At 69.4% G+C, this 22,042-nt stretch carries 19 protein-coding genes; 5 read left to right on the plus strand and 14 right to left on the minus strand.

What is annotated here, in order from left to right; genetic code table 11:
* Positions 1 to 192: 192 nt before the first annotated feature.
* The 14 genes from ACT3SQ_RS16905 to ACT3SQ_RS16970 form a co-directional block, all read right to left on the minus strand.
* Complete coding sequence (locus ACT3SQ_RS16905; protein ID WP_345075597.1) at positions 193 to 420, minus strand: hypothetical protein; 228 nt, start codon at positions 418 to 420, stop codon at positions 193 to 195.
* A gap of 43 nt (positions 421 to 463) precedes the next feature.
* Positions 464 to 1,027, minus strand: a complete 564-nt coding sequence (locus ACT3SQ_RS16910) for a hypothetical protein (RefSeq protein WP_345075598.1) — start codon at positions 1,025 to 1,027, stop codon at positions 464 to 466.
* Positions 1,028 to 1,225: 198 nt separating this feature from the next.
* Complete coding sequence (locus ACT3SQ_RS16915; RefSeq protein ID WP_444592000.1) at positions 1,226 to 2,068, minus strand: DUF1206 domain-containing protein; 843 nt, start codon at positions 2,066 to 2,068, stop codon at positions 1,226 to 1,228.
* 50 nt (positions 2,069 to 2,118) lie between these two features.
* A complete protein-coding gene (locus ACT3SQ_RS16920) occupies positions 2,119 to 3,417 on the minus strand; it encodes an ROK family transcriptional regulator (protein WP_444592001.1) in 1,299 nt (432 codons plus the stop codon).
* Positions 3,418 to 3,714: 297 nt separating this feature from the next.
* The gene (locus ACT3SQ_RS16925; protein WP_441445845.1) at positions 3,715 to 4,503 is read right to left on the minus strand and encodes a sugar phosphate isomerase/epimerase family protein; all 789 of its coding nucleotides are present in this window, start codon (positions 4,501 to 4,503) and stop codon (positions 3,715 to 3,717) included.
* A 79-nt stretch (positions 4,504 to 4,582) separates the two neighbouring features.
* Entirely contained in the window at positions 4,583 to 5,635 is a 1,053-nt protein-coding gene (locus tag ACT3SQ_RS16930; protein WP_444599764.1) for an alpha/beta hydrolase, read from the minus strand.
* Between the two features lie 51 nt (positions 5,636 to 5,686).
* Entirely contained in the window at positions 5,687 to 7,021 is a 1,335-nt protein-coding gene (locus ACT3SQ_RS16935) for a BNR-4 repeat-containing protein (RefSeq protein ID WP_444601461.1), read from the minus strand.
* A 148-nt stretch (positions 7,022 to 7,169) separates the two neighbouring features.
* Positions 7,170 to 7,529, minus strand: coding sequence for an L-rhamnose mutarotase (locus tag ACT3SQ_RS16940; protein WP_441445843.1), 360 nt, complete (start codon positions 7,527 to 7,529; stop codon positions 7,170 to 7,172).
* On the minus strand, positions 7,526 to 10,219 hold the full coding sequence (locus ACT3SQ_RS16945) for an exo-rhamnogalacturonan lyase family protein (protein ID WP_444601462.1): 2,694 nt from the start codon (positions 10,217 to 10,219) through the stop codon (positions 7,526 to 7,528). The genes ACT3SQ_RS16940 and ACT3SQ_RS16945 overlap by 4 nt, the downstream gene beginning before the upstream one ends.
* 61 nt (positions 10,220 to 10,280) lie before the next feature.
* The gene (locus tag ACT3SQ_RS16950; RefSeq protein WP_444601463.1) at positions 10,281 to 11,159 is read right to left on the minus strand and encodes a carbohydrate ABC transporter permease; all 879 of its coding nucleotides are present in this window, start codon (positions 11,157 to 11,159) and stop codon (positions 10,281 to 10,283) included.
* 10 nt (positions 11,160 to 11,169) lie between these two features.
* On the minus strand, positions 11,170 to 12,162 hold the full coding sequence (locus ACT3SQ_RS16955) for an ABC transporter permease (protein WP_441445840.1): 993 nt from the start codon (positions 12,160 to 12,162) through the stop codon (positions 11,170 to 11,172).
* Between the two features lie 73 nt (positions 12,163 to 12,235).
* Complete coding sequence (locus ACT3SQ_RS16960; RefSeq protein ID WP_441445839.1) at positions 12,236 to 13,765, minus strand: extracellular solute-binding protein; 1,530 nt, start codon at positions 13,763 to 13,765, stop codon at positions 12,236 to 12,238.
* An 85-nt stretch (positions 13,766 to 13,850) separates the two neighbouring features.
* Positions 13,851 to 14,534, minus strand: coding sequence for a DUF624 domain-containing protein (locus ACT3SQ_RS16965; protein ID WP_441445838.1), 684 nt, complete (start codon positions 14,532 to 14,534; stop codon positions 13,851 to 13,853).
* Entirely contained in the window at positions 14,534 to 15,190 is a 657-nt protein-coding gene (locus ACT3SQ_RS16970) for a DUF1961 family protein (protein ID WP_441445837.1), read from the minus strand. The genes ACT3SQ_RS16965 and ACT3SQ_RS16970 overlap by 1 nt, the downstream gene beginning before the upstream one ends.
* 469 nt (positions 15,191 to 15,659) lie before the next feature.
* Between ACT3SQ_RS16970 and ACT3SQ_RS16975 the strand changes: the two genes are divergently transcribed.
* The 5 genes from ACT3SQ_RS16975 to ACT3SQ_RS16995 form a co-directional block, all read left to right on the plus strand.
* On the plus strand, positions 15,660 to 16,658 hold the full coding sequence (locus tag ACT3SQ_RS16975) for a LacI family DNA-binding transcriptional regulator (protein ID WP_441445836.1): 999 nt from the start codon (positions 15,660 to 15,662) through the stop codon (positions 16,656 to 16,658).
* A 234-nt stretch (positions 16,659 to 16,892) separates the two neighbouring features.
* Complete coding sequence (rhaI, locus tag ACT3SQ_RS16980) at positions 16,893 to 18,071, plus strand: L-rhamnose isomerase (protein WP_441445835.1); 1,179 nt, start codon at positions 16,893 to 16,895, stop codon at positions 18,069 to 18,071.
* 2 nt (positions 18,072 to 18,073) lie between these two features.
* Positions 18,074 to 20,125, plus strand: coding sequence for a bifunctional aldolase/short-chain dehydrogenase (locus ACT3SQ_RS16985; protein WP_441445834.1), 2,052 nt, complete (start codon positions 18,074 to 18,076; stop codon positions 20,123 to 20,125).
* Entirely contained in the window at positions 20,122 to 21,639 is a 1,518-nt protein-coding gene (locus ACT3SQ_RS16990; protein WP_441445833.1) for a rhamnulokinase, read from the plus strand. The genes ACT3SQ_RS16985 and ACT3SQ_RS16990 overlap by 4 nt, the downstream gene beginning before the upstream one ends.
* A 73-nt stretch (positions 21,640 to 21,712) precedes the next feature.
* A partial coding sequence (locus ACT3SQ_RS16995) for an alpha-hydroxy-acid oxidizing protein (RefSeq protein ID WP_444599768.1) occupies positions 21,713 to 22,042 on the plus strand: 330 nt, incomplete at its 3' end.

Below are 22,042 nucleotides of genomic sequence, written 5' to 3' on the forward strand. Positions count from 1 at the left end.
AGTTTCACACTCATGGCGAGACTTCCCGAAAAGTAGTTCTCCACACAGCCGGCTGCCGACAGCCTGAACTGGGGAGCGTGGCCCCCCTGATGCACGTCGGACTCGCCAGCATCCTCAGATGCTGGCGAGTCCGGCTCCTCTCCTCCGGGCCGCTCATCGCAAAGCTGATCCTCCACCCCCGGGAGTCAGGCTTCACCTGCTACGGGACCGGAAGAGACCCATGCCGCCTCCGACGAGACTCAACGCAGCGGCAATGAGCGCCACAATGCCGAAGAACAGGTTGCGCTCGATGACCAGCGCCCCCAGCCTCACGTCCCCGACAAGCAACCAGATTCCCACCACTGCCATCACTACCCCGAGCAGGATCGCGCTCGACGAACTGCGTGCAGTGCTGCTCCTTCGATCAGATCGGGCAGCCATGGGTCCTCCTTCTTGCCGTCTGGGTCAGGTCGTCTCGGGCCGGTCAGAGTCCGCACGCCGCGAGTGCGGCAACACCCGTCAGCGACTTAGCGAGGTCGATCAGTTCCTTCTCCACGGTACGACCAGCGATGCCGCGGGCACCACGGAAGATCCTCGCAACCAGCGTCGGACCGTACTTCACCGTGAGCTTCCCCAGACGCCAGGCCAGCTTCGCGACGCGCGCGGCCGGGAACACGGTGAGTGCTACGAAGCCGGCGATAGCGGCCGCGCATGCCGCCACGCTCGTCACTCCACTCGGAGTCACGACCCGGATCTGAAGACTTCCGTCGAGGGTATCCTCCTGAGCCAGCGCCATGCTCGCGGTCGACATCTGCCGAAGCTTGTCATCGTCAAGCGTGTAGCCGACCACGTTCCCCTCGCGATCCAGCACCTCATAGATCTTGGTGCCGTCCTCGACCGTTTCGACGACCGTTCCGCGCTTCTGTCCTGCAGGGAGGGCGATCTTCACCGGTGCCGCCGTCGCGACACCTCCGGTCACCGCCACTGCAGGCACCGCAACACATGCGGCGATCAGCGCTCGGCGCCCCACCAGCATCTTCTCCGACATAACTGCCCCTCTTCCCTCTCCGGTTCGTCGAGGCCACTGGACCGTTGCCCCACAAGCAACGTATCGGCCAGCCGGTGAACGGCACCACGTACTTCAGGACCCTTCTCATGCTTCATCAGGAGGACCGCGGCGCGACAAATGGATCGCGTCGTGCGACGTCCGGTGCGGCATCGGGCATGAGCAGCGGACTCAGCCCCCTCACATGGGCGCGTAGCGCGAGCGCAGCACCGCGTAGACGCCGTAGAGCATCAGGCCCACGCCGATCATTGCGAGCACGATCGTGCCGGCGGGCAGCTGTGCCATGGCCTTCAGCGCCCCGTCCAGGCCGCTGGCCTTCTCCGGGTCCGCGCCGAAGGCGGCCCAGCCGAACATCAGGCCGACGCCGAGCAGCGCGATGCCCTTGGCGATATACCCCAGAATGCCGGTCACGACGATCGCCCCGGCGACCCTCTGCCCCGGCGGGATCCGCAGGTCGTCCTCGAAGCTGCGGCTCGCACCCTTGTACACGTGGAAGCAGCCGATGCCGATCACCACCAGCGCCACGACCACGATGAGGACCCGCCCCGCGGCACTGCCCATCATCCCCGCGGTGAGCTCGGTGGTCTGCTGTCCGGAGTCACTGCCTCCCCCGGCGGCGAAGCGCAACGCGGTCACGGCCAGCGCCGCGTACACCGCGGCCTTGCCGAGGGTCTTGATGATGTGGGCGGCGCGGTCCTTCGCGTCCTGCTTCCCCTTGGCTCCGAACCAGGTCTCGACCAGATGCCAGATCACCAGCGCGGCCATCGCCAGGCCGCCGATCCAGAGCAGGATGTTCCCGCCCGGCGCCGCGGCGAGTGTGCGCAGCGCCCCGGACTGGTCGGCATCCTCGGAGGATCCGCCGAGCGCCATCCGCAGCGTGATCACCCCGATCAGCACATGGACCAGCCCGCTCATCACGAACCCGCCGCGGGCGATGGCCTCGAACGCAGGGTTCTCGGCGACGTCCTCGGCGGCGTTCTCGACAGATTCGGCGCCTTCACGGGCGCTGCGCGCGGGATTCATGGGCCCACTGTAGGAGACCGGGGATCTCGCGCGGACCGGAGATCTCGAAATCAGCGGCGGGAGGCGCTCGATGCCGAATGCGGCACCGCCCAGCCAGGCCGCCGAGCCCCGTCCTCGGCCGGGGACGTCGCAGCCGGCGCGCTCGATGGGCTCGGCAGGCCCACCCGCTCCAGGAACCCTTCGAGTGCGAGCACCGCCATCCCCAGGCTCACGCCCTCACCGTCGGCCTCCGTGAACTCCATGCTGAACATGCTCGAAGGGCCCGGAAGGCACTCCTGCGCGATACGTTCCCGTACGCGGTCGTGGAGCTCAGCACCGGCATAGCGGGTGATCCATCCCAAGACGGAGACATGCTCCGGATTCAGGAGGTTCACCAGATTGCCGATACCTGCCGAGAGGTAGTCACCCGTGCGCAGCAGCGCCTCCTGCGCGGAAGAGTCACCAGCGGCGTCCGCCCGCATGAGGCGCTCGATGAAGGTGCGATGGTGGGTGACCTCCAGCAGCTCGTGCTCCGGGGCGATCTCGCAGAGTGTGGCGCGGATCCCCTCGACCCCGACGTACGCCTCGACGCAGCCTTTCCGGCCGCAGCCGCAGGCACGTCCGTTCCAGATCAGGGTGGTGTGCCCCCATTCGCCGGCGGAGTTCCCCGGCCCGCGCAGCAGCTGCCCGTCGATGATGATTCCTGCCCCGACCCCGGTGCCCAGGTTCACCGCGACGAAATTGCGGAAGCGACGGCCTGCGCCGAACCACAGTTCCCCGGTCGCCAAGGCCATCAGCGGGTTGTCGATCCGCACCGGGACGGGGACAGCCCGTTCGAGGGCGTCGAGCAGCGGCACCTTGTGCCATCCCCAGTTCGGGGCGAAGACGGTCACCCCGCGGGCGGGGGCGACCTGGCCCGGCAGGGAGATCCCGGCCCCGAGCACCTTCCCATCGAGCTCCGGATGGCGCTCCAGCATCAGATCTGTGCAGTCACCGATGTGCTCGGCGATCGAGTCGATGTTCTGGGTGCCCGGTGCCAGCTCGACGCGTTCCTGGTCGAGGCGGGCCAAGGAGAGGTCGTAGAGATCCACCCGCACGTAGGTCTCGGCGACATCCACCGCGAGCAGTGCTCCTCGGCCCGGGTTCGCCTGGAACGTCGCCGTGGGGCGTCCCCCCTGCGAGGAGATCTGCCCGGCTTCCTGCAGGACGCCCTCCTCCACGAGCTCGCCGACCAGCGTGGTCACCGTGCCGGGGCTGAGCCCGGTCTCGGCGCTGATCTGCGCCCGGGTGACCGTGTGCTGGACATAGACCGTCCGCAGCACCATGAACCGGCTCTCGTTGCGGATGTCCTTGGACGTCTTCGTCGCCACCGGGCCTCCCTCTCTTCCTCATCCTGTCGGGGCGGGCCCGAAAGCGGCTTCGGCAAGAGGTGCGCTCCAATGCGGACCAGTCGCGACAAGCCTTACGCTAACCCTTGAAATAAGGGCTGTCGAGCAATGTATGTCACGGAAAGATCACGGCCCAGAACGGCCGATCTCGACGTTGCGGCAGCCGCCTGGGCCTCGCCGCGACGGCGACGCTCGACGATCGCTGAGGCCGCCCAGCTGCATAGACGACGGTCGACGGCGGCCGCGGCAGGTTCCCGGGGCCAGCGTCCGGTTCAGGATCTAGGTCGTCCGCACCGGATCCGCGGCGCGGACCGCGGCGAGCGCGGGACCGGCCTCGGAGGCGACATCGATCCAGGTGCACTCGATCGAGACATGTCCCAGGTAGCCGCCGCCGCGCAGCGCGTGCAGGAACTCGGCGAGCGGCCAGTCGCCCTGACCGGGTGGGAGACGGCCGGTGTCGGCGATGTGGGCGTGCGCGACGCGGCCCGCGTGGGCACGAACCACTGCGAGCGGCTCCTGTTCGAGCATGACGTGGAAGAGGTCCGCGACGACCCTGACCTCGCCCATCCCGAATTCGTCGAGGAACTCGATCGCCTCGGCCAGGGTGTTGATCAGGTCGGTCTCCCCGCGATGCAGCGGCTCGAGGATCACCTCGAGTCCGTGATCGGCGGCGACGTCACGGGCCACCTGCACGGCGCGTGCGAACTGCTGGCGCCCCGCACGCGGATCCACTCCTTCGGGGAGACGCCGCGCGCCGCCGCTGCCGAGCACCACCATGGCGCCGGGCCGGGCCAGGGCGGAGACTGCGGCGAAGGCGATCTGCAGGTAATCGCGGACCTGGTCGAGGGGGAATGCCGGGTCGGAGAGCCTCAGCTCGCCGGGGCAGAGGATCGCGAAGGACGGGGAGGGCGCCCGGTCTCGCAGCGCCGGGTCGGCCTGCCAGCGGCCATCCTGGTCCTGCACGATCACGTTCCCGACGATCGTCGGCTCGACGTAGTCGGCGCCGGCGGCGAGGATCGCGAGGACATCCCGGTCCGGGGCGATGATCCCGTGCTGCGGAGGCTGCATGGCGTCCCTCATCCTTCCGTCGTTCCCGTGCTCCCGGCGTCGGTTCACAGCTCAGAGCTCAGAGCTCAGAACTCGCAGTTCACAGCCCGCGGACGATCTCTCCCATCCGGTCCATCGATTCGCGTGCCTCCACGAGGCCCACTCGGTTGAGGTGCCCGTGGCACACGCCGCGGCGCACGACGTACTCGACGTCGACCCCGGCCTCGTCGAGCTGCTGCGCGTAGCGGCGGCCGCTGACGCGCAGGTCGTCGTACTCATCGGTCTCGACATAGGTGCGCGGCAGCACTGCCAGCTGCTCACGGGTGGCGAGCCCCGGGAAGTCGTAGGGCGTCGCCTCCTCGAGGGGCCGGCCGATGTAGTTGCCGGACATCGCGCGCATCGTATCCAGGGAGAAGCGCAGCATCGGCGGGGTCGCGTCGAGCGCCTGGGCCTCCTCGGCGTCAGGCTCGGAGCGCAGCGGATGGGCGACCAGGTACAGCAGCAGGGAGGCGGCGAGCGGGGTGCCCTCATCGGCCAGGCGCAGGGAGGCCGTCGCCGCGAGGTTGCCACCCGCGCTCGCCCCGCCGAGCGCGACCCGTCCAGGGTCGATGCCCAGTGCGTCGGCGCTCTGCCGGGCCCAGGCGACTGCCGCGCAGACGTCATCCAGCGGGATCGGCGCGAGGACGTGCTCGGGGCCGCCGGGGAAAGCCCGAGCTGGCGTTCCGTCGATCTCGTCGCAGAGGCGGTAGTCAACGGAGATCACGACGGCGTCCGCACGGCCCGCGACGCCGCGCGCCACGTGGTCACCTTCGGGCATGTCGAGGTCGCCGTGCATGAAGCCGCCGCCGTGGCACCAGATCAGGCAGGGGCGTGGTCCGGCTGCCGCAGTCTGCGGGGTGTAGATGCGCACGGGCACGGGCCCGTGGGGGCCGGGGATCTCGCGGTCCTCGATCTGCAGTTCCCAGTCCTCGGCGGGGCCGTACGGCTCGTCCCAGAGGCGGTGCACCTCCAGGTCGAGATCGTCCCAGGCGGCGACGCCGCCGAGGGTGCGCAGCCGTCGCTCCATCTCACCCAGGGCGGTGGGGGCGGCGGTCACCTCCGCTGCGGGATCACGGAGGGCGGGACGGAGATCCGGGGAGGTCTGCTCGGTCATCGAGGGGTCCTTTCGGAGGGGGTGCGAGGGGCGCTGGGGCGTGGGTGACCGTCAGCGCGGGCTGCTGCGGAGCACGACCTCGCAGTCGTAGTCCTGGGAGGAGCGCATGTCGCCGCGGAACCAGAGCAGATGGGTGGTGCTCGGATCGCCCGGGGCGACGATCGGACGCAGGTTGTCGACCGTGGAGTGCTCGGTCACCGGTGACCAGTCCCAGCCTCGCCCGCCATCGGCGCTGCGTCCACGGTAGATCTCATGGTGGTCATGGCGGGTGCCGTCGCGCGGATCGACCGGGGTGGACACGTAGACGGTGGAGACGTCATAGGGGTCGATCGCCGCCAGGCCCGAGTAGTCCTGCTCATGGGGCAGCAGGCCCGGTCCCGCGTGGGCGAGCGGTGAGAGCGTCCACTGCCCGTCGGCTCCGAGCCGTGCGTAGACGAGGCGCAGATCGTCGACGGGAACGTTGCGGCCCAGGTCCGCACCATCGGGCTCGGCGCGGTGGTTCGCGCGCGCCGTCATCACTGCGGCGAGCTGGCCATCGGCCTCACGGATATCGGTGGTCCAGGCATGGCTGAGCTGCGCCCCGCCGAGTTCGATGCCGGTCGCGAGCACGGTGGTGAGCTGGGCCTGTTCCGGGACGGGCTCGGCGAACAGTGCGGACTCCAGCGGCCGGCCCGTGCTGTCGTGGAGGCGGCCGCGAGAGAGGGTGCCGTGGTAGATCGAGTTGTCGACGTCGCGCGGGTGATGGTCGGTGACCAGCACATGCAGTCCGGCAGCACCGTCGGCGTAGCGGGCGTAGCCGTTGACGTAGCCGATCTTCGGGCGGTCGAAGAGCTTGCCGGCGTAGCTCCAGGTGTCTCCGTGATCGTCGGAGACCAGGGCGCAGGGGTCGTCATTGACGGCGCGTGCGAAGCAGTAGAGGCGGCCGTCGATCTCGTGGAGGTTCGAGTAGGTGACGCCGCGCCCGCCGGTGTGCTCGCTCCAGTCGTAGACGCGCTCCTCGTCCCAGCGGGTGGGGTCTCCGGGCTCGCTGATCCGCCAGTGGGTGAGGTTGTCGGTCTTGTGCCGGGCGTAGACCGCGAGCCAGCGGCCGTCCGGCCGGCGCCACAGTGCCGGCACGTCATGATCATCAGCTTCGAACCCCGGGTGGAGGGTGACCACCTGTGCGGTGCCGGCGGCGAGGTCGACGACGGTGAGGTCGAGGTCGCCGCGCCGGGCCGGATCCTGGTCCGCACCACCGGAGGCGATGGAGCCGACGACGAGCAGCCCGGCCTCGGGATCCACCAGCGCGCGTTCGTCCTGGAACCAGCACCAGGCGCCGTCCGGGTTGATGACCTGGACGGACTCTGACAGCGCAGGCTGGATGGGGTGCGGGGCGGGCGAGCTCATCGGGCTCCTCATGTTCGGTGGTGGTGGTGCCGGCGGTGGCGGTGGTGCAGGTGGTGCCCGCGGTCGCGGGCGACGCGGGATGGGGTGGGGCGGGTGCGGTGGCGTGGGGCGGGGCGGGGCGGGCAGTGCGCCCGAGGAGGTCGGGCGGTCAGGGAAGGTGGAAGTACTGCGGCAGCAGCTGCTTCTCGCCGCCGCCCGGGGTGAAGTACTCCCCCATCGCCGCTTCCCAGCGCGGGGAGATCGCGGCGCGGGCCATCGCGCGCTGCGCGGCGTCGACGTCGTCGGCCTCGAAGTAGCCGACCACCATGCCATCCTCGGGTCGCAGGAAGAGCGAATAGTTGCGCCAGCCGGCCGCGCTCAGCGCCTCGCGCATCTCCTCCCAGACGTCCTGGTGGGCGGCGACGTAGTCGGCCAGGCGCTCGGTGCGCACCTGGAGCAGGAAGCAGCAGCGGTGGTGGCTGCGGGCGGAGCTGGTGGCCAGGAGGGCAGCCAGGTCGGTGGCGCTCATCGGGGCTCCTTCGGCGAGGGGGTGGGAACAGTCTGCGGCAAGCGCTCGCCGATCAGGGCCAGGTTCTGGATCGCGGCGAGTCCGTACTGGGCGGCGTCGTTGGTGGACACGAACGCCGCCTCGTCGACGGGCTCGAGCACGGTGGGTCCATCGATCCGGGTGCGCTGCCAGATCGGTTCAGCGACCAGCGCGTTGATGTTCAGCTGATCGCCGAGCCCCACGAAGAACGCATCCCAAGCGCGGGCGGCGAGCTCGGGATCGCTGCGGCGGGCGGCGGCGATCGCGAGCAGCCGGCTGTAGGCGGGGACCAGCGAGATGCCCTTCAACGGGGTACCGAAGCGCTCGGTCTGCTCCTCGGGGGCGGCGAGGTAGTAGCGGCAGTACTCGAGCCAGGCGGCCTCGAATGCCGGATCATCGACCAGCTCGATCGCCTCGGCGACCACTTCGACCAGCCCGAAGACCGCCGCGAGGTGGGAGACCTGCACCCGGTCGCGAGAGGTGTCGAAGCGGTGAGTCTCCAGGTCCCACAGCGCCTCTCCGGTGAAGAAGCCTTGCGGGAGCGCACCGACGCCGGCGAGCGCCCCGCGCACCTTGGCCTCCGCCTCGGCATCGCCGTGCCGCTCCCAGGCGGTGATCCAGGCGCCGAGCAGAGCACCCAGATCCGTGCCGAGACCGATCGCGACGGCGCGGGGATCGGGGTCGTACCGGTCGCTGCGGACCTTGCGGGTGGCGTCCACGGCGAGCAGCGCGTGCTCCGAGGCGGCGATCTCGTCGAGCAGCTCCCCGGTGCGCTCGTCGGCCGTGAGGTAGTAGAAGTACCGCCGGTAGAGGGCGTTGGAGATCCGCAGCTGCTTGGCGCTGCAGCCGAAGTGCTGCACGTTGTGGCGGGTGCCGAGCCCAGCGAACCGGCCTGCGTGGTACACGTCGACCTCGCTGGTGTGGCGGGTCATCGCCTCGGCGAGGCGGAAGGCATCGGCCGAGCCGCTGCGCAGCGCGTCCAGCCAGAGCCAGAGGTCCGGGGACAGCTCGGAGTTGTCCCAGGCGTAGCCGCCCACGTCGTAGCGCCAGGCGTGGCGGTCCGCGTCATAGGTGTGCATCACGTCGCCGTAGTCCCAGAACCCGTACCAGGTGCGCTGGTCGACCTGGTCTCGGTAGAACTCGCGCAGCCACACCAGGCGGTCCTCGATCGCCGCCCGCTGCGGGGTGGAGCGGTCCACCACCTCCCAGGTGCCGAGCACCCCGGCTTCTCGCAGCCGGGCGGGCGCGGCGAGCAGCTGAGGGGGAAGAGCGCTGGAGGCGGCGAGGTCGGCGAGCTCCCGATGCTCCGGGGTGGCGGCAAAGGCATCGATCACGAGCTCGTGGGTGCGGGCGATGCCGCGCGCGTCGCCATAGCCGGGCTCGTAGTCCTCGTAGGTGATCTCGAGGGCCTCGAGCTGCTCGGGATGGCTGTTCTGGCCGAGGCCGTCGTGGTAGAACCGCAGGTCCATCGGCTCGGCCGACGGCGCGTACATCCAGGCGGTGACCGCGCCGAGCTCGCTCGTGGCATCGGTGATGTCGAGCTGGGTGGGGATCAGCTTCCAGAAGTCCCGCAGCCCCACCCCGATCGCGCCCTCGAGGTCGCCGAGCAGGGCGTAGCCGCGGCTGCGGGTGCCGCCGCCCGCAGCGATCCAGGGACGGTCCCCGGCGGTGCGCTTGGCGAGGGTGTAGCCGTGGGCGCTGAGCTGTCGCAGGGTCCAGTCGTTCCAGGTGGGGATCAGCTCCAGGCGTCCGGAGACGGTCGGTGCCCAGGACTCGAGAGGCGGGGTGGGACGCCCGGCGATCTGCGCCTCACGCACCGGCTCGCCGGGGTCGCGCCGCAGCCCGGTCAGGCCGCGCACCGCCTCGGTGAGGAACCCGCCCTCGGAGCCGGCCAGCCGCACGTGGCGGTCATGCGGAGCGCTGCGCAGCGGCACCTCGAGCCGCAGGCCGAGCGAGGTGAGGAACAGCGACTCGGGATCCGCATCCCAGACCAGGGAGTGCACTGCCCGCAGCCGGCGGGAGCCCGCGGTGGCGGTCAGGCGCAGCACGAAGGGCAGCACCTCAGTGCCGGCCACCTCGTGGTGCCCCTCCAGGCGCAGCACCACCTGCTGCGCGCCGCGCCGCTCGATCCGCACCGCGGTGGTCCGCACCCGATGCTCCCGCCGGGTGGCGGCCTGGTCCGGGGAGGCGGCTGACGAGGCGATGATCCGCCCGTCCTGGCCCACCAGGCGTCCGTCGACCTCAAGGCGGCGCAGCGGTGCCTCGTCATGCGGGGCGACGACCACCCGCAGTACCCCGGTGTCCACGGTGATCGACCCATCGGCCTGCTCGGACACCTCGAGAACGACGGTCCCGTCCGGTGCGACAGCCCCTTCGGGCGCGTCGGGCGCGAAAGTCCCGTCGGGCGCATCGGCCCCCTGTGCCACGGCGAGTCGGGCGTCGCCGGCCGGGGCGAGGCCGGCATGGCCGGTCCACTTCACCGAGCCGTCGGGCCAGCGGGCGGTGACCCAGGTGTCCACCGGCGTGCTGCCCGAGGCGTCGACGAGGTCGAACCGCGGAGGCTGCGGCATCACGCCCCGCGGCCAGGGCACCCCGAACTGGGAGGGCACAGCGGCGGTGCCGGTGCGCGGCTCGAGCAGGTGAAGCGGGGTCGACGGGAGGGCGGGGCACATGTTGGCTCCGTTCAGAGGAGTGGTGACGCGGGGACGGAGGGCGGGACGGGCAGGCTCTCGATCAGCCCTTGACCGAGCCGATCATGACTCCCTTCGCGAAGTGCTTCTGCAGGAAGGGGTAGACGAGCATGATCGGGAGCGTCGCGATGACGATCACCGCGAACTTGAGCCCCTCCTTCGGGGGCACGAAGTTCGGATCGAGGTTGCCCAGCGTGGTCGAGGGATCGCTCGAGATCGTCACCTGGCGCACGAACATCTGCAGCGTCCACTTCGAGCTGTCGGAGATGTACAGCAGCGGCGACATGAAGTCGTTCCACAGCGACACCGCATAGAACAGCGAGAACGTGGCGATCACGGGCTTGGACAGGGGCAGCATGATCCGCCAGAAGGTCGTGAACTCGTTCGCCCCGTCGATCTCCGCCGCCTCCCGCAGCTCGCCGGGCAGCTGTTGGAAGAAGGTACGGATGACGATGAGGTTGAAGGGGTTGATCGCCATCGGCAGGATCAGCGCCCAGTAGGAGTCCAGCAGCCCCATCTCCTTGACCACCAGGAACAGCGGGATCATGCCGCCGGAGAACAGCATTGCGAAGAGCACCAGACGCATGATCAGGCCACGGCCCACGAGATTCGGGTCCGAGAGCGGATAGGCCATCAGCATCGTCAGCGTGATCTGCACCAGCGTCCCCACGGCCGTGACACCGATGGTCACCGCCAGGGAGCGCAGGAAGGTGTCCGTGGAGAAGATGTAGCGGTAGGTCTCCAGGGTCGGGGTGTCCGGCCACAGGAAGAACGGACGAGACGCGATCTCGGACTCGGTCGCGAAGGAGGCGGCGAGCACGTAGAGGAACGGCAGGATCGTGATCGCCGCGAAGCCGAGCAGCAGCGCGATGTTGACGCCGTCGAAGATCTTGTCCCGCCGGGTGTCGTACTTGATGGACATCGAAGGGCTCCTAGAACAGTGAGGACTCGGTGAACTTCTTCGCGAGCCAGTTCGCGCCGAGGATCAGGACGAGGCCGACGAGGGACTTGAACAGCCCGATCGCCGTCGAATAGCTGTAGGCGCCGTTGGTGATGCCCATGAAGTAGACGTAGGTGTCGAAGACGTCGGCCACCTCGCGGTTCAGCGAGTTGGTGAGCATGTAGATCTGCTCGAATCCGGTGTCCAGGAAGTTCCCGATGTTGAGGATCAGCATGATGATCACGGTGGGGATGATCGCGGGGATCGTGACGTGGCGCAGCTGTTGGAAGCGTCCGGCGCCGTCGATCATCGCGGCCTCGTACTGCTGCTTGTCCACGCCCGCCAGGGCGGCGAGGTAGATGATCGTGCCCCAGCCGGTGCCCTTCCACAGGGTCTGGGCCATGATCAGCGGCCGGAACCAGTCCGGGTCCGCGAGGAAGTTGACCCGACCGCCGAAGAGATCGTTGAACAGGACCGTGATCGGCCCGATGTCGAGCGCGAACAGCAGGTACGTCAGGCCGGAGACGATCGCCCAGGACAGGAAGTGGGGGATGTAGATCGCGGTCTGGATGAACTTCTTCAGCATCTGCTTGCGCAGCTCGTTGAGCATCAGCGCGACGATGATCGGCGCCGGGAACGCGATGACGATGTTGAGGAAGGCGAGGATCAGCGTGTTGCTCAGCAGGCGTCCGAAGTCCGGGCCGCTGAAGAGCCGCTCGAAGTGGTCCCATCCCACCCAGGGGCTGTCCTGCATGCCCAGGAAGGGCAGGTAGTCCTGGAAAGCGATGGTGATGCCGTACATCGGGGCGTACTTGAACACCGCGAAGTAGACGATGCCCGGCAGCAGCATCAGGTACAGCATCGGGGAGCGGCGCAGCCGCTTCAGGAGGCTGCGCTTGCGGTGGGTGCTGCTCGCCTTCGGGGCGGGCGGCTCCTGCACTTCCAGCGGCACCGGGGCAGCGGCGCCGGGGCTGTGGTTCGTCATGACCATGGTCGATCAGTCCTCGTGGTCTGGGCGAGGGCGCGCCGTGAGGTGCGGCGCCCCCGCCGGCCGATGGTCAGTTCGAGCCCTGCTGGAACAGCTCGTTCATCTCATCGATGACCTGCTGGCCACCGCTGCTGGTCCAGCGCTCGAGCTCGGAGGTCAGGCCTGCTTCGTCGATCTGGCCGGCGAGGAACTTCAGCCGGGCGTCCACCACGATCTGGTCGAGGATCGCGCCGCTCTGGAGATATGACTTCGACATGTACGCAGCACCGGGGTTGAAAACGGCCGATTCGAGGTCGGATTCGTGGAAGGTCTTGCGTTTCTCGTCCAGTGCCGCCTCCGCCTCTCCCTCGGGCTTGGCGGGCAGGCCGAGATAGCCGTTGGACTGGCTGCCGATCTGCGCGAAGGCGGAGACGTCGCTCTGCACGAGCGAGGCCTCATCACTCTCGATCGGAACCGACTGCTCGCCGTCGACCTCGTAGTTGACCCCTTCGAGGCCGTTGTTCAGCAGGCGCTGGCCCTCCTCGGAGGAGAGCTTGTCCAGCGCGGCCAGGACGGTCGCGAGCTGGGCGTCACCGGGCACCGCGGCCTTCGGGATGGACAGGTACCCGGAGTAACCGGGAGTGGGCAGCGCCCACAGGGTGCCGTCGGAGTTCTTGAGGTTGCCGACCATGGTGACCTTGTCGAGGTACCCCTCGGGGTCCGCATCCTTGAACAGGCCCTGCAGCTGCAGACCGCGGGAGGAGACGTCGGCGATGATCCCGCCCTGACCGTTGAAGAAGGGCTCGTTCCAGGTGCCGCTGTCCATGGTCGCGAAGTCGGCGTTGATGTGCCCGGCCTCAGCCATGGTGCGCATCGTGCGGTTCGCCTCGATGAATTCCGGAGCGAGGAACGCTGGTGAGAGGGTTCCGCCCTCGTCCTTCCAGACGTTGGCGGTGCCGTACCAGGTCTCCCAGAGGTCGTAGGGGCCGTTGTTCCCATAGCCGCTCCAGGCGGGGATGATCAGGCCGGTGGTGGCCGAGCCGTCCCCAGCGGGGTCGTCCTCGGTGAAGGCGCGGGCGATCTCCATCAGGTCATCGGTGGTCTCCGGCTCGGCGAGCCCGAGGTTGTCCAGCCAGTCCTTGCGGATGCTGATCGCCGCGCGCATCGCGTCGCGCAACCGGAAGATCCCATAGGTGCGGCCGTTGATGCTGGCGCCGTGGGCGACCTCCGGGTTCTCCGGGGTGAGGTTCGGGTACTCGGGGAGGATGTCGGTCAGGTCCCAGTAGCCGCCGGCCTCAGCGGTCTGGGCGAACTCGGCGGTCTTGCCGGTCTGCACCATCACGTGAGGGATGTTGTCGCTGGCCATCGTGACGGTGACGCGGTCGCCGTAGCTGGAGTTCGGCACCCAGGTGATCTCCAGCGGCATGCCGATGAGCTCCTCGACGGCCTTCTGCAGCTGGCCCTCGGGATCCGGGGCCGTATCGGACAGGAGCGGCGCCATGATCTTCAGAGTGGTGATCTCGGCCTCGGCGTCGGCGGAGCTTCCGCCGCCGCAGGCGGCGAGTCCGAGGGCGGTGGCACCGGCGGCAGCGCCGCCGAGGAGGGTACGACGTGAGAACATCCTTGTTCCTTTCGTAGGCGGTGACGCAGGGTGCGTCATCGCGCAGTGGGAGCTGCCCCGTGGGGGCCACGCGGCAGCGGCAGGTTCAGGCAGAGGGTGCGGCGCTCGGCCGGTGCCCGGCGACTGTGCCGGGGACCGTTCGAGCACGGTGACCCGTCGTGGGCGGGTCCGCCGGACGGGAGAGCAGGTCCTCGTTGCGGTCCAGGGAACGACCCACGAGGTGATGGCAGATCAGGAGCGGCACGGCCGCCCCCAGGAACGGGAGCAGGCCGGGCAGGGCGAGCACCACGCCGCTCCATAGCGCGAGCACGGCGAGCAGCACGAGCGAGGTGGGGGCCTGGGCGAGTCCCAGCACCACGGCGCGCCCGAACACCCTGGTGGCGGGGAGGCGGTAGCGACGGTCAAGCTCCGGGATGTGGGCCAGCGCCACCAGCAGCAGCACGATGACCAGCCCCAGCACGACCTGGAGGACGAGAGGCAGGGCTTCGCTGAACACGGCCATGGCCGCCAGCAGCAGGAACACCCCGGGCAGGCCCAGCGTGACCTGGCTGCGCCAGAAGGAGTCCTTCCAGATGCGGGCAGCGCGGCGCCAGCGGATCGGCTCGCCCCGGTCAGCGCAGGCGGCGGCGTCGACCGCAGCCATGGTCGCGGGAGCCCAGCCCAGCACGATCCCGCCGGCCAGGGTGCCCAGCAGCCAGATCCCCTGGAGCACCAGAGCGCGCAGCACCAGGTCGGTGGCGCTCGAGAGTGCGTGGACGGTGCGGCCCATCAGAGCGCCTCGATGCGGAGGTTCGAGTATTCGGCGATGAGCGGTGCCATCTGGCGCAGCCCGATCGCGCCGCCGTGGCGGGCGGGGCCGCCCACGGCACCGTCATCGGTCCAGCTGAGGCACGGGATGCCGTCGATCGTGAGGTCGACGGTGGCGCCTCGCCAGGTGAGGACCATCCGATAGGCACGGTCCACATCGAGCACGGCGGGGAGCGGGTCCGCGCTCTGGGCGACGAGGTGGAAGCCGTGGCTCTTGCGCACATTGCAGGTGTGCAGGCTGCGCTCGGTGGGCCACATACGGCGGAAGTAGGAGAGGTGGTAGGCGTCGATCGCGCCGGAATGGTACTGCTCGTATTCCCCGCTGCGGGCGGGCAGGGCAGGATCGTGGACCGAGCCACCGCCGCGGGCCTGCGCCGCCCAGAAGATCATGGCCAGGCCCGGCTCGCGCAGCGGCCGGAAGTCCCAGGAGATGCGCACGTCCCCGTCATGGTTGATCGGCAGCCAGGCGACGAAGTTCGCGGCCTGTCCCTCTGCGGGGTCTGCTGCGCTCTCCAGCCGCAGGGCGCCGGTGGGGAAAGAAGCCACCATCGGTCCCTCGATGATCCAGCCCTCGAGGTGTTCGGGGCCGGACAGGCGGGACTCATGCAACGTTGTCATCTGCTGGCTCACCCCTTCCTCATCGAACCGGAGCCTCCCGGGACCGTGCGGTCCTCGGGGCTGGACAGCCGGCGGACCTTGTCGGTGGCCGCAAGTTTGAATCGTTCCAGCGTGGATTGTCAACCGCTTTCCCTAGATTCTTGGACGGCATCCCTCCGGGCCACCGAAGCATCGTCGGAGAAACCGCCGAGTGACCGTTCATCCGCTTCTCGTCCCGTACCGCACGGGACGCCCACCGTCGGGCAGCTCTCTGGCTTTGACCTGCAACAGCACGAGGCCACCGCCCGCCGCACGGAAACGGAAGTGTCCCCGCGCTTGTCACTCACGAGGACAATGCGGCTCCGTGGATGAACGGTCACCTGTTGTGAGATCGTGACCAGAAGTCGTCGCTCACCCTCCCGCAGGAAGCGGCGCTCGCCCACCCGGCGCGTGGACCGCCACCACGCCTCGATGCCACCGAGGAGATCCCATGAACGGCGTCCGCCGCCCCACCATCCGAGACGTCGCCCGCCTGGCAGGGGTCTCCCATCAGACGGTCTCGCGACATCTGCGGCACGACCCCACCGTGTCCCCGATGCTCGCGGCGCATATCGACGAGGCGGTCGCCCAGCTCGGATATCGACCGAACCTCGTGGCCCGAGCGATGCGCAACCGATCCACAGGGCGACTGGCCTTGATACTCCCCGCGGGCGACGACCACAGCTCGCTGGAGGTGCTCGCCGGCGCGAACAAGGCCGCACAGAACGCGGGCTTCGCGGTGGAGGTGGTCACCCTGCCGCCCGAGGAGCTGCGCGGTGGTCGCGTGGAGGAGCTCGCGGATTCCGGGCTGTACGAGGCGGTGCTCTCTCTCACCGACCTGCCCGGAGCCGACCGCCAGCGCCTCGGCACCGCTCCGATCATCTCCGCACCCGTCTACGACGAGAAGATGCGCGGAGTGGGTCCGCTCTCCGAGGCATCCCGGATGTCCGAGCTGGTCACCCACCTCGCAGACCAGGGGCACCACGAGCTGCTGCACCTCACCGGCGACCACAGCCACCCCTCCTCACAGAGGCGCCGCGAGTCCTTCCTGCGCACGGTCCAGGAGCGCGGCCTGCATTCCGCCGGAGTGATCGACTGCGGTTGGGATGCGGAGAGCGCCCGACGTGCGATCCGCGAGCTGCCGGCGGATACGGCCGTCACTGCCGTCCTCGCCGCCAACGATCTCGTGGCCGCCGGCGCCATCCGCGGCGCCGCCGAGCGTGGCTGGCGAGTGCCGGAAGATCTCAGCGTGACCGGTTGGGACGACCTGCCGCTCGGCGCGTGGATGTCACCCTCCCTGACCACCGTCTCGATCGACCACCGTCGTCTCGGCGCGGAGCTGCTCGAGGAGCTGCTGCGGGTGATGCGCGGCGACTCCCCCGAGATGAATCGGCGATCGATCACGAAGGTCGTCTGGCGGGATTCCACCGGCCCAGCGCCTGTGCGGTGAGCAGGCTCGCGGACCGGTCGCCGCTGCCCCCGTCCTTTTCGAGAGCGGGCGGCGCTGCACGACGACACACTTGCCCTATCCCTCCACAGAGAGCGCGTGCTAACCTCCATTGAGTCGTTTCAACAACGAGGTCATGATCCGTGTTCTCGCTCGAGATCCCTGCGCACACCGCGCAGATCCGACCGCCAGGCACAGCACGCCGTGAAGATACCGCCGCCGAAGGAGCACCGCCCCATGCCCACGCCAGCCACCCTCCCCACCGAGATCGCCCGCGACCTCGCAGAGTTCACGATCGAGGTCCCCAGCTGGGGCTACGGCAACTCCGGTACGCGATTCAAGGTGTTCGGCACCCCCGGCACCCCGCGCGACCCCTTCGAGAAGATCGCCGACGCCGCCCAGACCCACGCCTTCACCGGCTCCGCGCCTCGGGTCTCGCTGCACTACCCCTGGGACAAGGTCGAGGATTTCGGTGCGCTGCGTGAGTACGCCGCCGAGCAGGGCATGACGCTGGGGATGATCAACTCCAACACCTTCCAGGATGATGAGTACAAGTTCGGCTCGCTCACCCACGGTGACAAGTCCGTGCGCCGTCGGGCGATCGACCATCACCTCGAGTGCATCGACGTCATGCGCGCCACCGGCTCCAAGGAGATGAAGATCTGGCTGGCTGACGGCACCAACTACGCAGGCCAGGACTCGATCCGCGCCCGTCAGGACCGACTGGCGGAGTCGCTGCAGGAGATCTACCTGGGCCTCGGCGACGACGAGCGCCTGGTGCTGGAGTACAAGTTCTACGAGCCGGCGTTCTACCACACTGACGTTCCGGACTGGGGCACGAGCCTCCTGCACTGCCTGGCGCTCGGCGAGAAGGCGCAGGTGGTGCTCGATACCGGGCATCACGCCCCGGGCACGAACATCGAGTTCATCGTCGCCCAGCTGCTGCGCCAGAACCGGCTCGGCGCCTTCGACTTCAACTCCCGCAACTACGGGGATGATGACCTGATCGTCGGCGCCGCGGATCCGTTCCAGCTGTTCCGGATCCTCTTCGAGATCGTCCAGCAGGAGGCGCACCGGCCCGCCGCCGGCGTGAACTTCATGCTCGATCAGTGCCACAACCTGGAGTCGAAGATCCAGGGCCAGATCCGCTCCGTGATAAACGTGCAGGAGACCCTGGTCAAGGCACTGCTGGTGGACCGGGAGGCGCTCGCCGCCGCCCAGGAGAGCAACGACGTGCTCGAGGCGAACGCGATCCTCATGGACGCGTTCTGGACCGATGTGCGCCCGGCGCTGGCCGCCTTCCGTGAGGAGCGGGGCCTGCCGGCGGATCCCTTCGCGGCCTTCCGCGCCAGCGGCTATGAAGAGAAGGTCGCCGCGGAGCGCGTGGGCGGGAACCAGATGGGATGGGGAGCCTGAGCATGAGCGAGAAGAGCTCCGCCCACGAGACCGTCGCCGCCCTGCTGGAGCGCTCCAACGCTCTGGGCTCCGACCCGAAGAACACCAACTACGCCGGCGGGAACACCTCCGCCAAGGGCTCCGCCATCGATCCGGTCACCGGCGAGGAGACCGAGCTGCTGTGGGTCAAGGGCTCCGGCGGCGACCTGGGGACCCTCGAGGAGAAGGGGCTGGCGGTGCTGCGCCTGGACCGGGTGCGCGCCCTGCGGGACGTGTACCCCGGGGTGGAGCGCGAGGACGAGATGGTCGCAGCCTTCGACTACTGCCTGCATGGCAAGGGCGGGGCCGCACCGTCGATCGACACCGCGATGCACGCCCTGGTCGACGCCGCGCACGTGGACCATCTGCATCCCGACGCGGGGATCGCGCTGGCGACCGCAGCCGACGGCGAGCGACTGACCCGCGAGTGCTTCGGCGAGACGGTGGTCTGGGTGCCGTGGCGCCGGCCCGGCTTCCAGCTGGGCTTGGACATCGCCGCGATCAAGGGGGAGAACCCGGCCGCGATCGGCTGCATCCTCGGCGGGCACGGCATCACCGCCTGGGGCGAGACCTCGCAGGAGGCGCAGGAGAACTCGCTGCGGATCATCGCCGAGGCGACCGCGTTCCTCGAGCGCACCGGCTCGTCCGAGCCGTTCGGGGCGCATGATGCGAGTCGCGCTGCACTCCCGGAGGCGGAGCGCCGGGCGAAGGCGTCTGCCCTGTTCCCGATCGTGCGCGGGCTGGCCTCGACGGACTCGCCGATGGTCGGGCACTGGACGGACACCGAGGCGGTCCACGAGTTCCTCTCCTCCCAGAAGCTCGCCCCGCTCGCGGAGCTGGGCACGTCATGCCCCGACCACTTCTTGCGCACGAAGGTCAAGCCCCTCGTGCTGGACCTTCCGTCCGGCGCGAGCATCGAGGACTCGGTCGCGCGGCTCAAGGAGCTGCATGAGGCGTACCGGACGGACTACACCGCCTACTACGAGCGTCACGCCGAGGCGGACTCCCCCGCGATCCGCGGCGCCGACCCGGCGATCGTGCTGATCCCGGGCGTGGGCATGTTCAGCTTCGGGGCCGACAAGCAGACGGCGCGCGTGGCCGGCGAGTACTACGTCAACGCGATCAACGTGATGCGCGGCGCGGAAGCGATCTCGACGTACTCCCCGATCGACGAGTCGGAGAAGTTCCGCATCGAGTACTGGTCCCTCGAAGAGGCGAAACTGCAGCGCAAGCCCGCACCCAAGCCGCTCGCGAGCCGGGTCGCGCTCGTCACCGGCGGCGGCTCCGGGATCGGGAAGGCGACCGCCGAGCGCCTGGTCGCCGAGGATGCCTGCGTCGTCATCGCCGACCTGAACCTCGAGAATGCCGAGCAGACCGCGCAGGAGCTGGGCGGGTCCGACAAGGCGGTGGCGCTGCGCGCCGACGTCTCCGATGAAGCGGCCGTGGTGCAGGCCGTCGCTGAGGCGGTCCTCGCCTTCGGTGGGCTGGACCTGATCGTCAACAATGCCGGGCTCTCGCTGTCCAAGCCGCTGTTGGAGACCACCGCGAAGGACTGGGACCTCCAGCACGACGTGATGGCGCGGGGCTCGTTCCTGGTCTCCCGCGAGACGGCCCGGGTGATGATCGACCAGGCCATGGGCGGGGACATCATCTACATCTCCTCGAAGAACTCCGTGTTCGCCGGGCCCAACAACATCGCCTACTCGGCGACCAAGGCCGATCAGGCCCACCAGGTGCGGCTGCTCGCCGCCGAGCTCGGCGGCCACCAGATCCGCGTCAACGGCATCAACCCCGACGGGGTGGTCCGCGGCTCCGGCATCTTCGCCGGCGGCTGGGGCGCCTCCCGCGCGAAGGTGTACGGGGTCGAAGAGAAGGACCTCGGCGAGTTCTACGCCCAGCGCACGCTGCTGAAGCGGGAGGTGCTGCCCGCGAACGTCGCGAACGCCGTCTTCGCACTGACCGCCGGGGATCTCTCGCACACCACCGGCCTGCATATCCCGGTCGATGCCGGGGTCGCAGCCGCGTTCCTGCGATGAACGACGCGCAGGGTGCCGGGGAGCCGCTGGCCGTCGCGGCGGTCGACCTGGGGGCGACCTCGGGCCGGGTGATGCTCGGGGTCCTCGCGGACGGTCGCATCGAGCTGATCGCGGCACACCGCTTCGAGAACCGGCTGCGGGACGAGGACGGACAACTGCGCTGGGACATCGACGCCCTCTGGGCAGAGGTGCGACAGGGGCTGCGTGCCGCGCACGACGGGGCCGTGGAGCGCGGTCTGACCGGCCTCGCCTCAATCGGGATCGACTCCTGGGCGGTGGACTACGGCCTGGTGGGTCCCGATCTCGTCGGGGCTGACGGTGCTTCGGTGCCCGGCAGCGGCGAAGTCCTCGGCGAGGTGGTCGCCTACCGCGATCACCGCACCGACGGGATCCCGGAGTCCTTCGCGGAGCAGGTGTCGCGCGAGCGGCAGTACACGCTCACCGGCATCGCCCAGCAGCCCTTCAACACGCTCTATCAGCTGGTGGCCGACGACCGCCCGGCGACGCTGCCTCCCGGCTCGACGCTGCTGATGGTCCCGGATCTGCTGGGGTACCTGCTCACCGGCGAGCGTCGCACCGAGCGCACCAACGCGTCGAGCACCGGGATGCTCGCGGTGGGTGGGCAGGGATGGTCCGCAGAGCTCCTGACCGCTGCCGGCGTGGACCCGGACCTGCTGGCGCCGCTGATCTCCCCCGGCGAGCGCCTGGGCACAGTGCTGCCGGAGCTCGTGCGCGAGCTCGGGATCGGTGAGGTGCCGGTCATCGCCGTCGGCTCCCATGACACCGCTTCGGCGGTGCTCGCGGTGCCGGCCGCGGACGATGCTCACCCCGTCGCCTTCATCTCCTCGGGCACGTGGTCTCTGATCGGGCTCGAGCTGAGCGCACCGGTCAGCACTGCGGCTGCGCTCGAGGCCGGATTCACGAATGAGGGCGGGGTCGACGGCACCACCCGCTTCCTCAAGAACGTGGCAGGAATGTGGCTGGTCAGCGAGTCGATCCGGCAATGGGAGGAGGAGGGGGCGCGCGTGGATCTCGCCGATCTGCTCGCCGCCGCGGCCGTGATGCCCGCTCATCGCTTCCGGATCGATCCCACCGATCCGGCGTTCCTCGCCCCCGGCCGGATGGCGGACCGGGTGATGCTCGCGGCCCGCCGGCTCGCAGGGGAGGACGAGCGACCCCGCACCCCGGCGCAGCTGGTGCGCTGCATCCTCGAGTCCCTCGCCGTGACCTACCGGGAGGAGCTCCACACCGCGTGCCGGCTCGCCCGGATGCCGCTGCCGGAGCGTCTGCATGTGGTGGGAGGTGGGAGCCGCAACGCGCTGCTGAATCAGCTCACCGCGGATGCCCTCGGCATCGAGGTGGTCGCCGGCCCGATGGAGGCCACGGCGCTGGGGAACGTCGCGCTGCAGGCCCGGGCGCTGGGTGCCGTCCCCGGTGAGCACGGCGCGCTGCGCGGGCTGGTGCGGGCGAGCGTTGAGCTGGAGCGGTTCAGCCCGTCGATCCCCTCCGGGTGACCTGTCGGACGTTCCAAGATCATCACGCCATACGGCCCTGTGCCACGTCGCGCCTATCGAAAGCAGACGACCCATGAGAAGACAGCTCCCCCAGCCCCGTGAACTGCTCGAGCTGATGCAGTTCAAGGCCCCCGACGTCAACGCCCGTCGGCGCCGGCTCCACGCAGCGCTGACCATCGAGGATCTGCGAGCGATCGCGAAGCGTCGCACGCCTCGGGCCGCCTTCGACTACACCGACGGCGCCGCGGAATCGGAGCTCTCGCTGGGCCGTGCCCGGCAGGCGTTCGCCGACGTGCAGCTCAACCCCGCGGTGCTCCGGGATGTCTCCGAGGTCGACACGTCGCGGCAGATGCTCGGCGGTCCCAGCGCGATGCCCTTCGCGATTGCACCGACGGGCTTCACC

The sequence above is a fragment of the Brachybacterium sp. AOP42-C2-15 genome (assembly GCF_052377065.1).
Taxonomy (GTDB): domain Bacteria; phylum Actinomycetota; class Actinomycetes; order Actinomycetales; family Dermabacteraceae; genus Brachybacterium.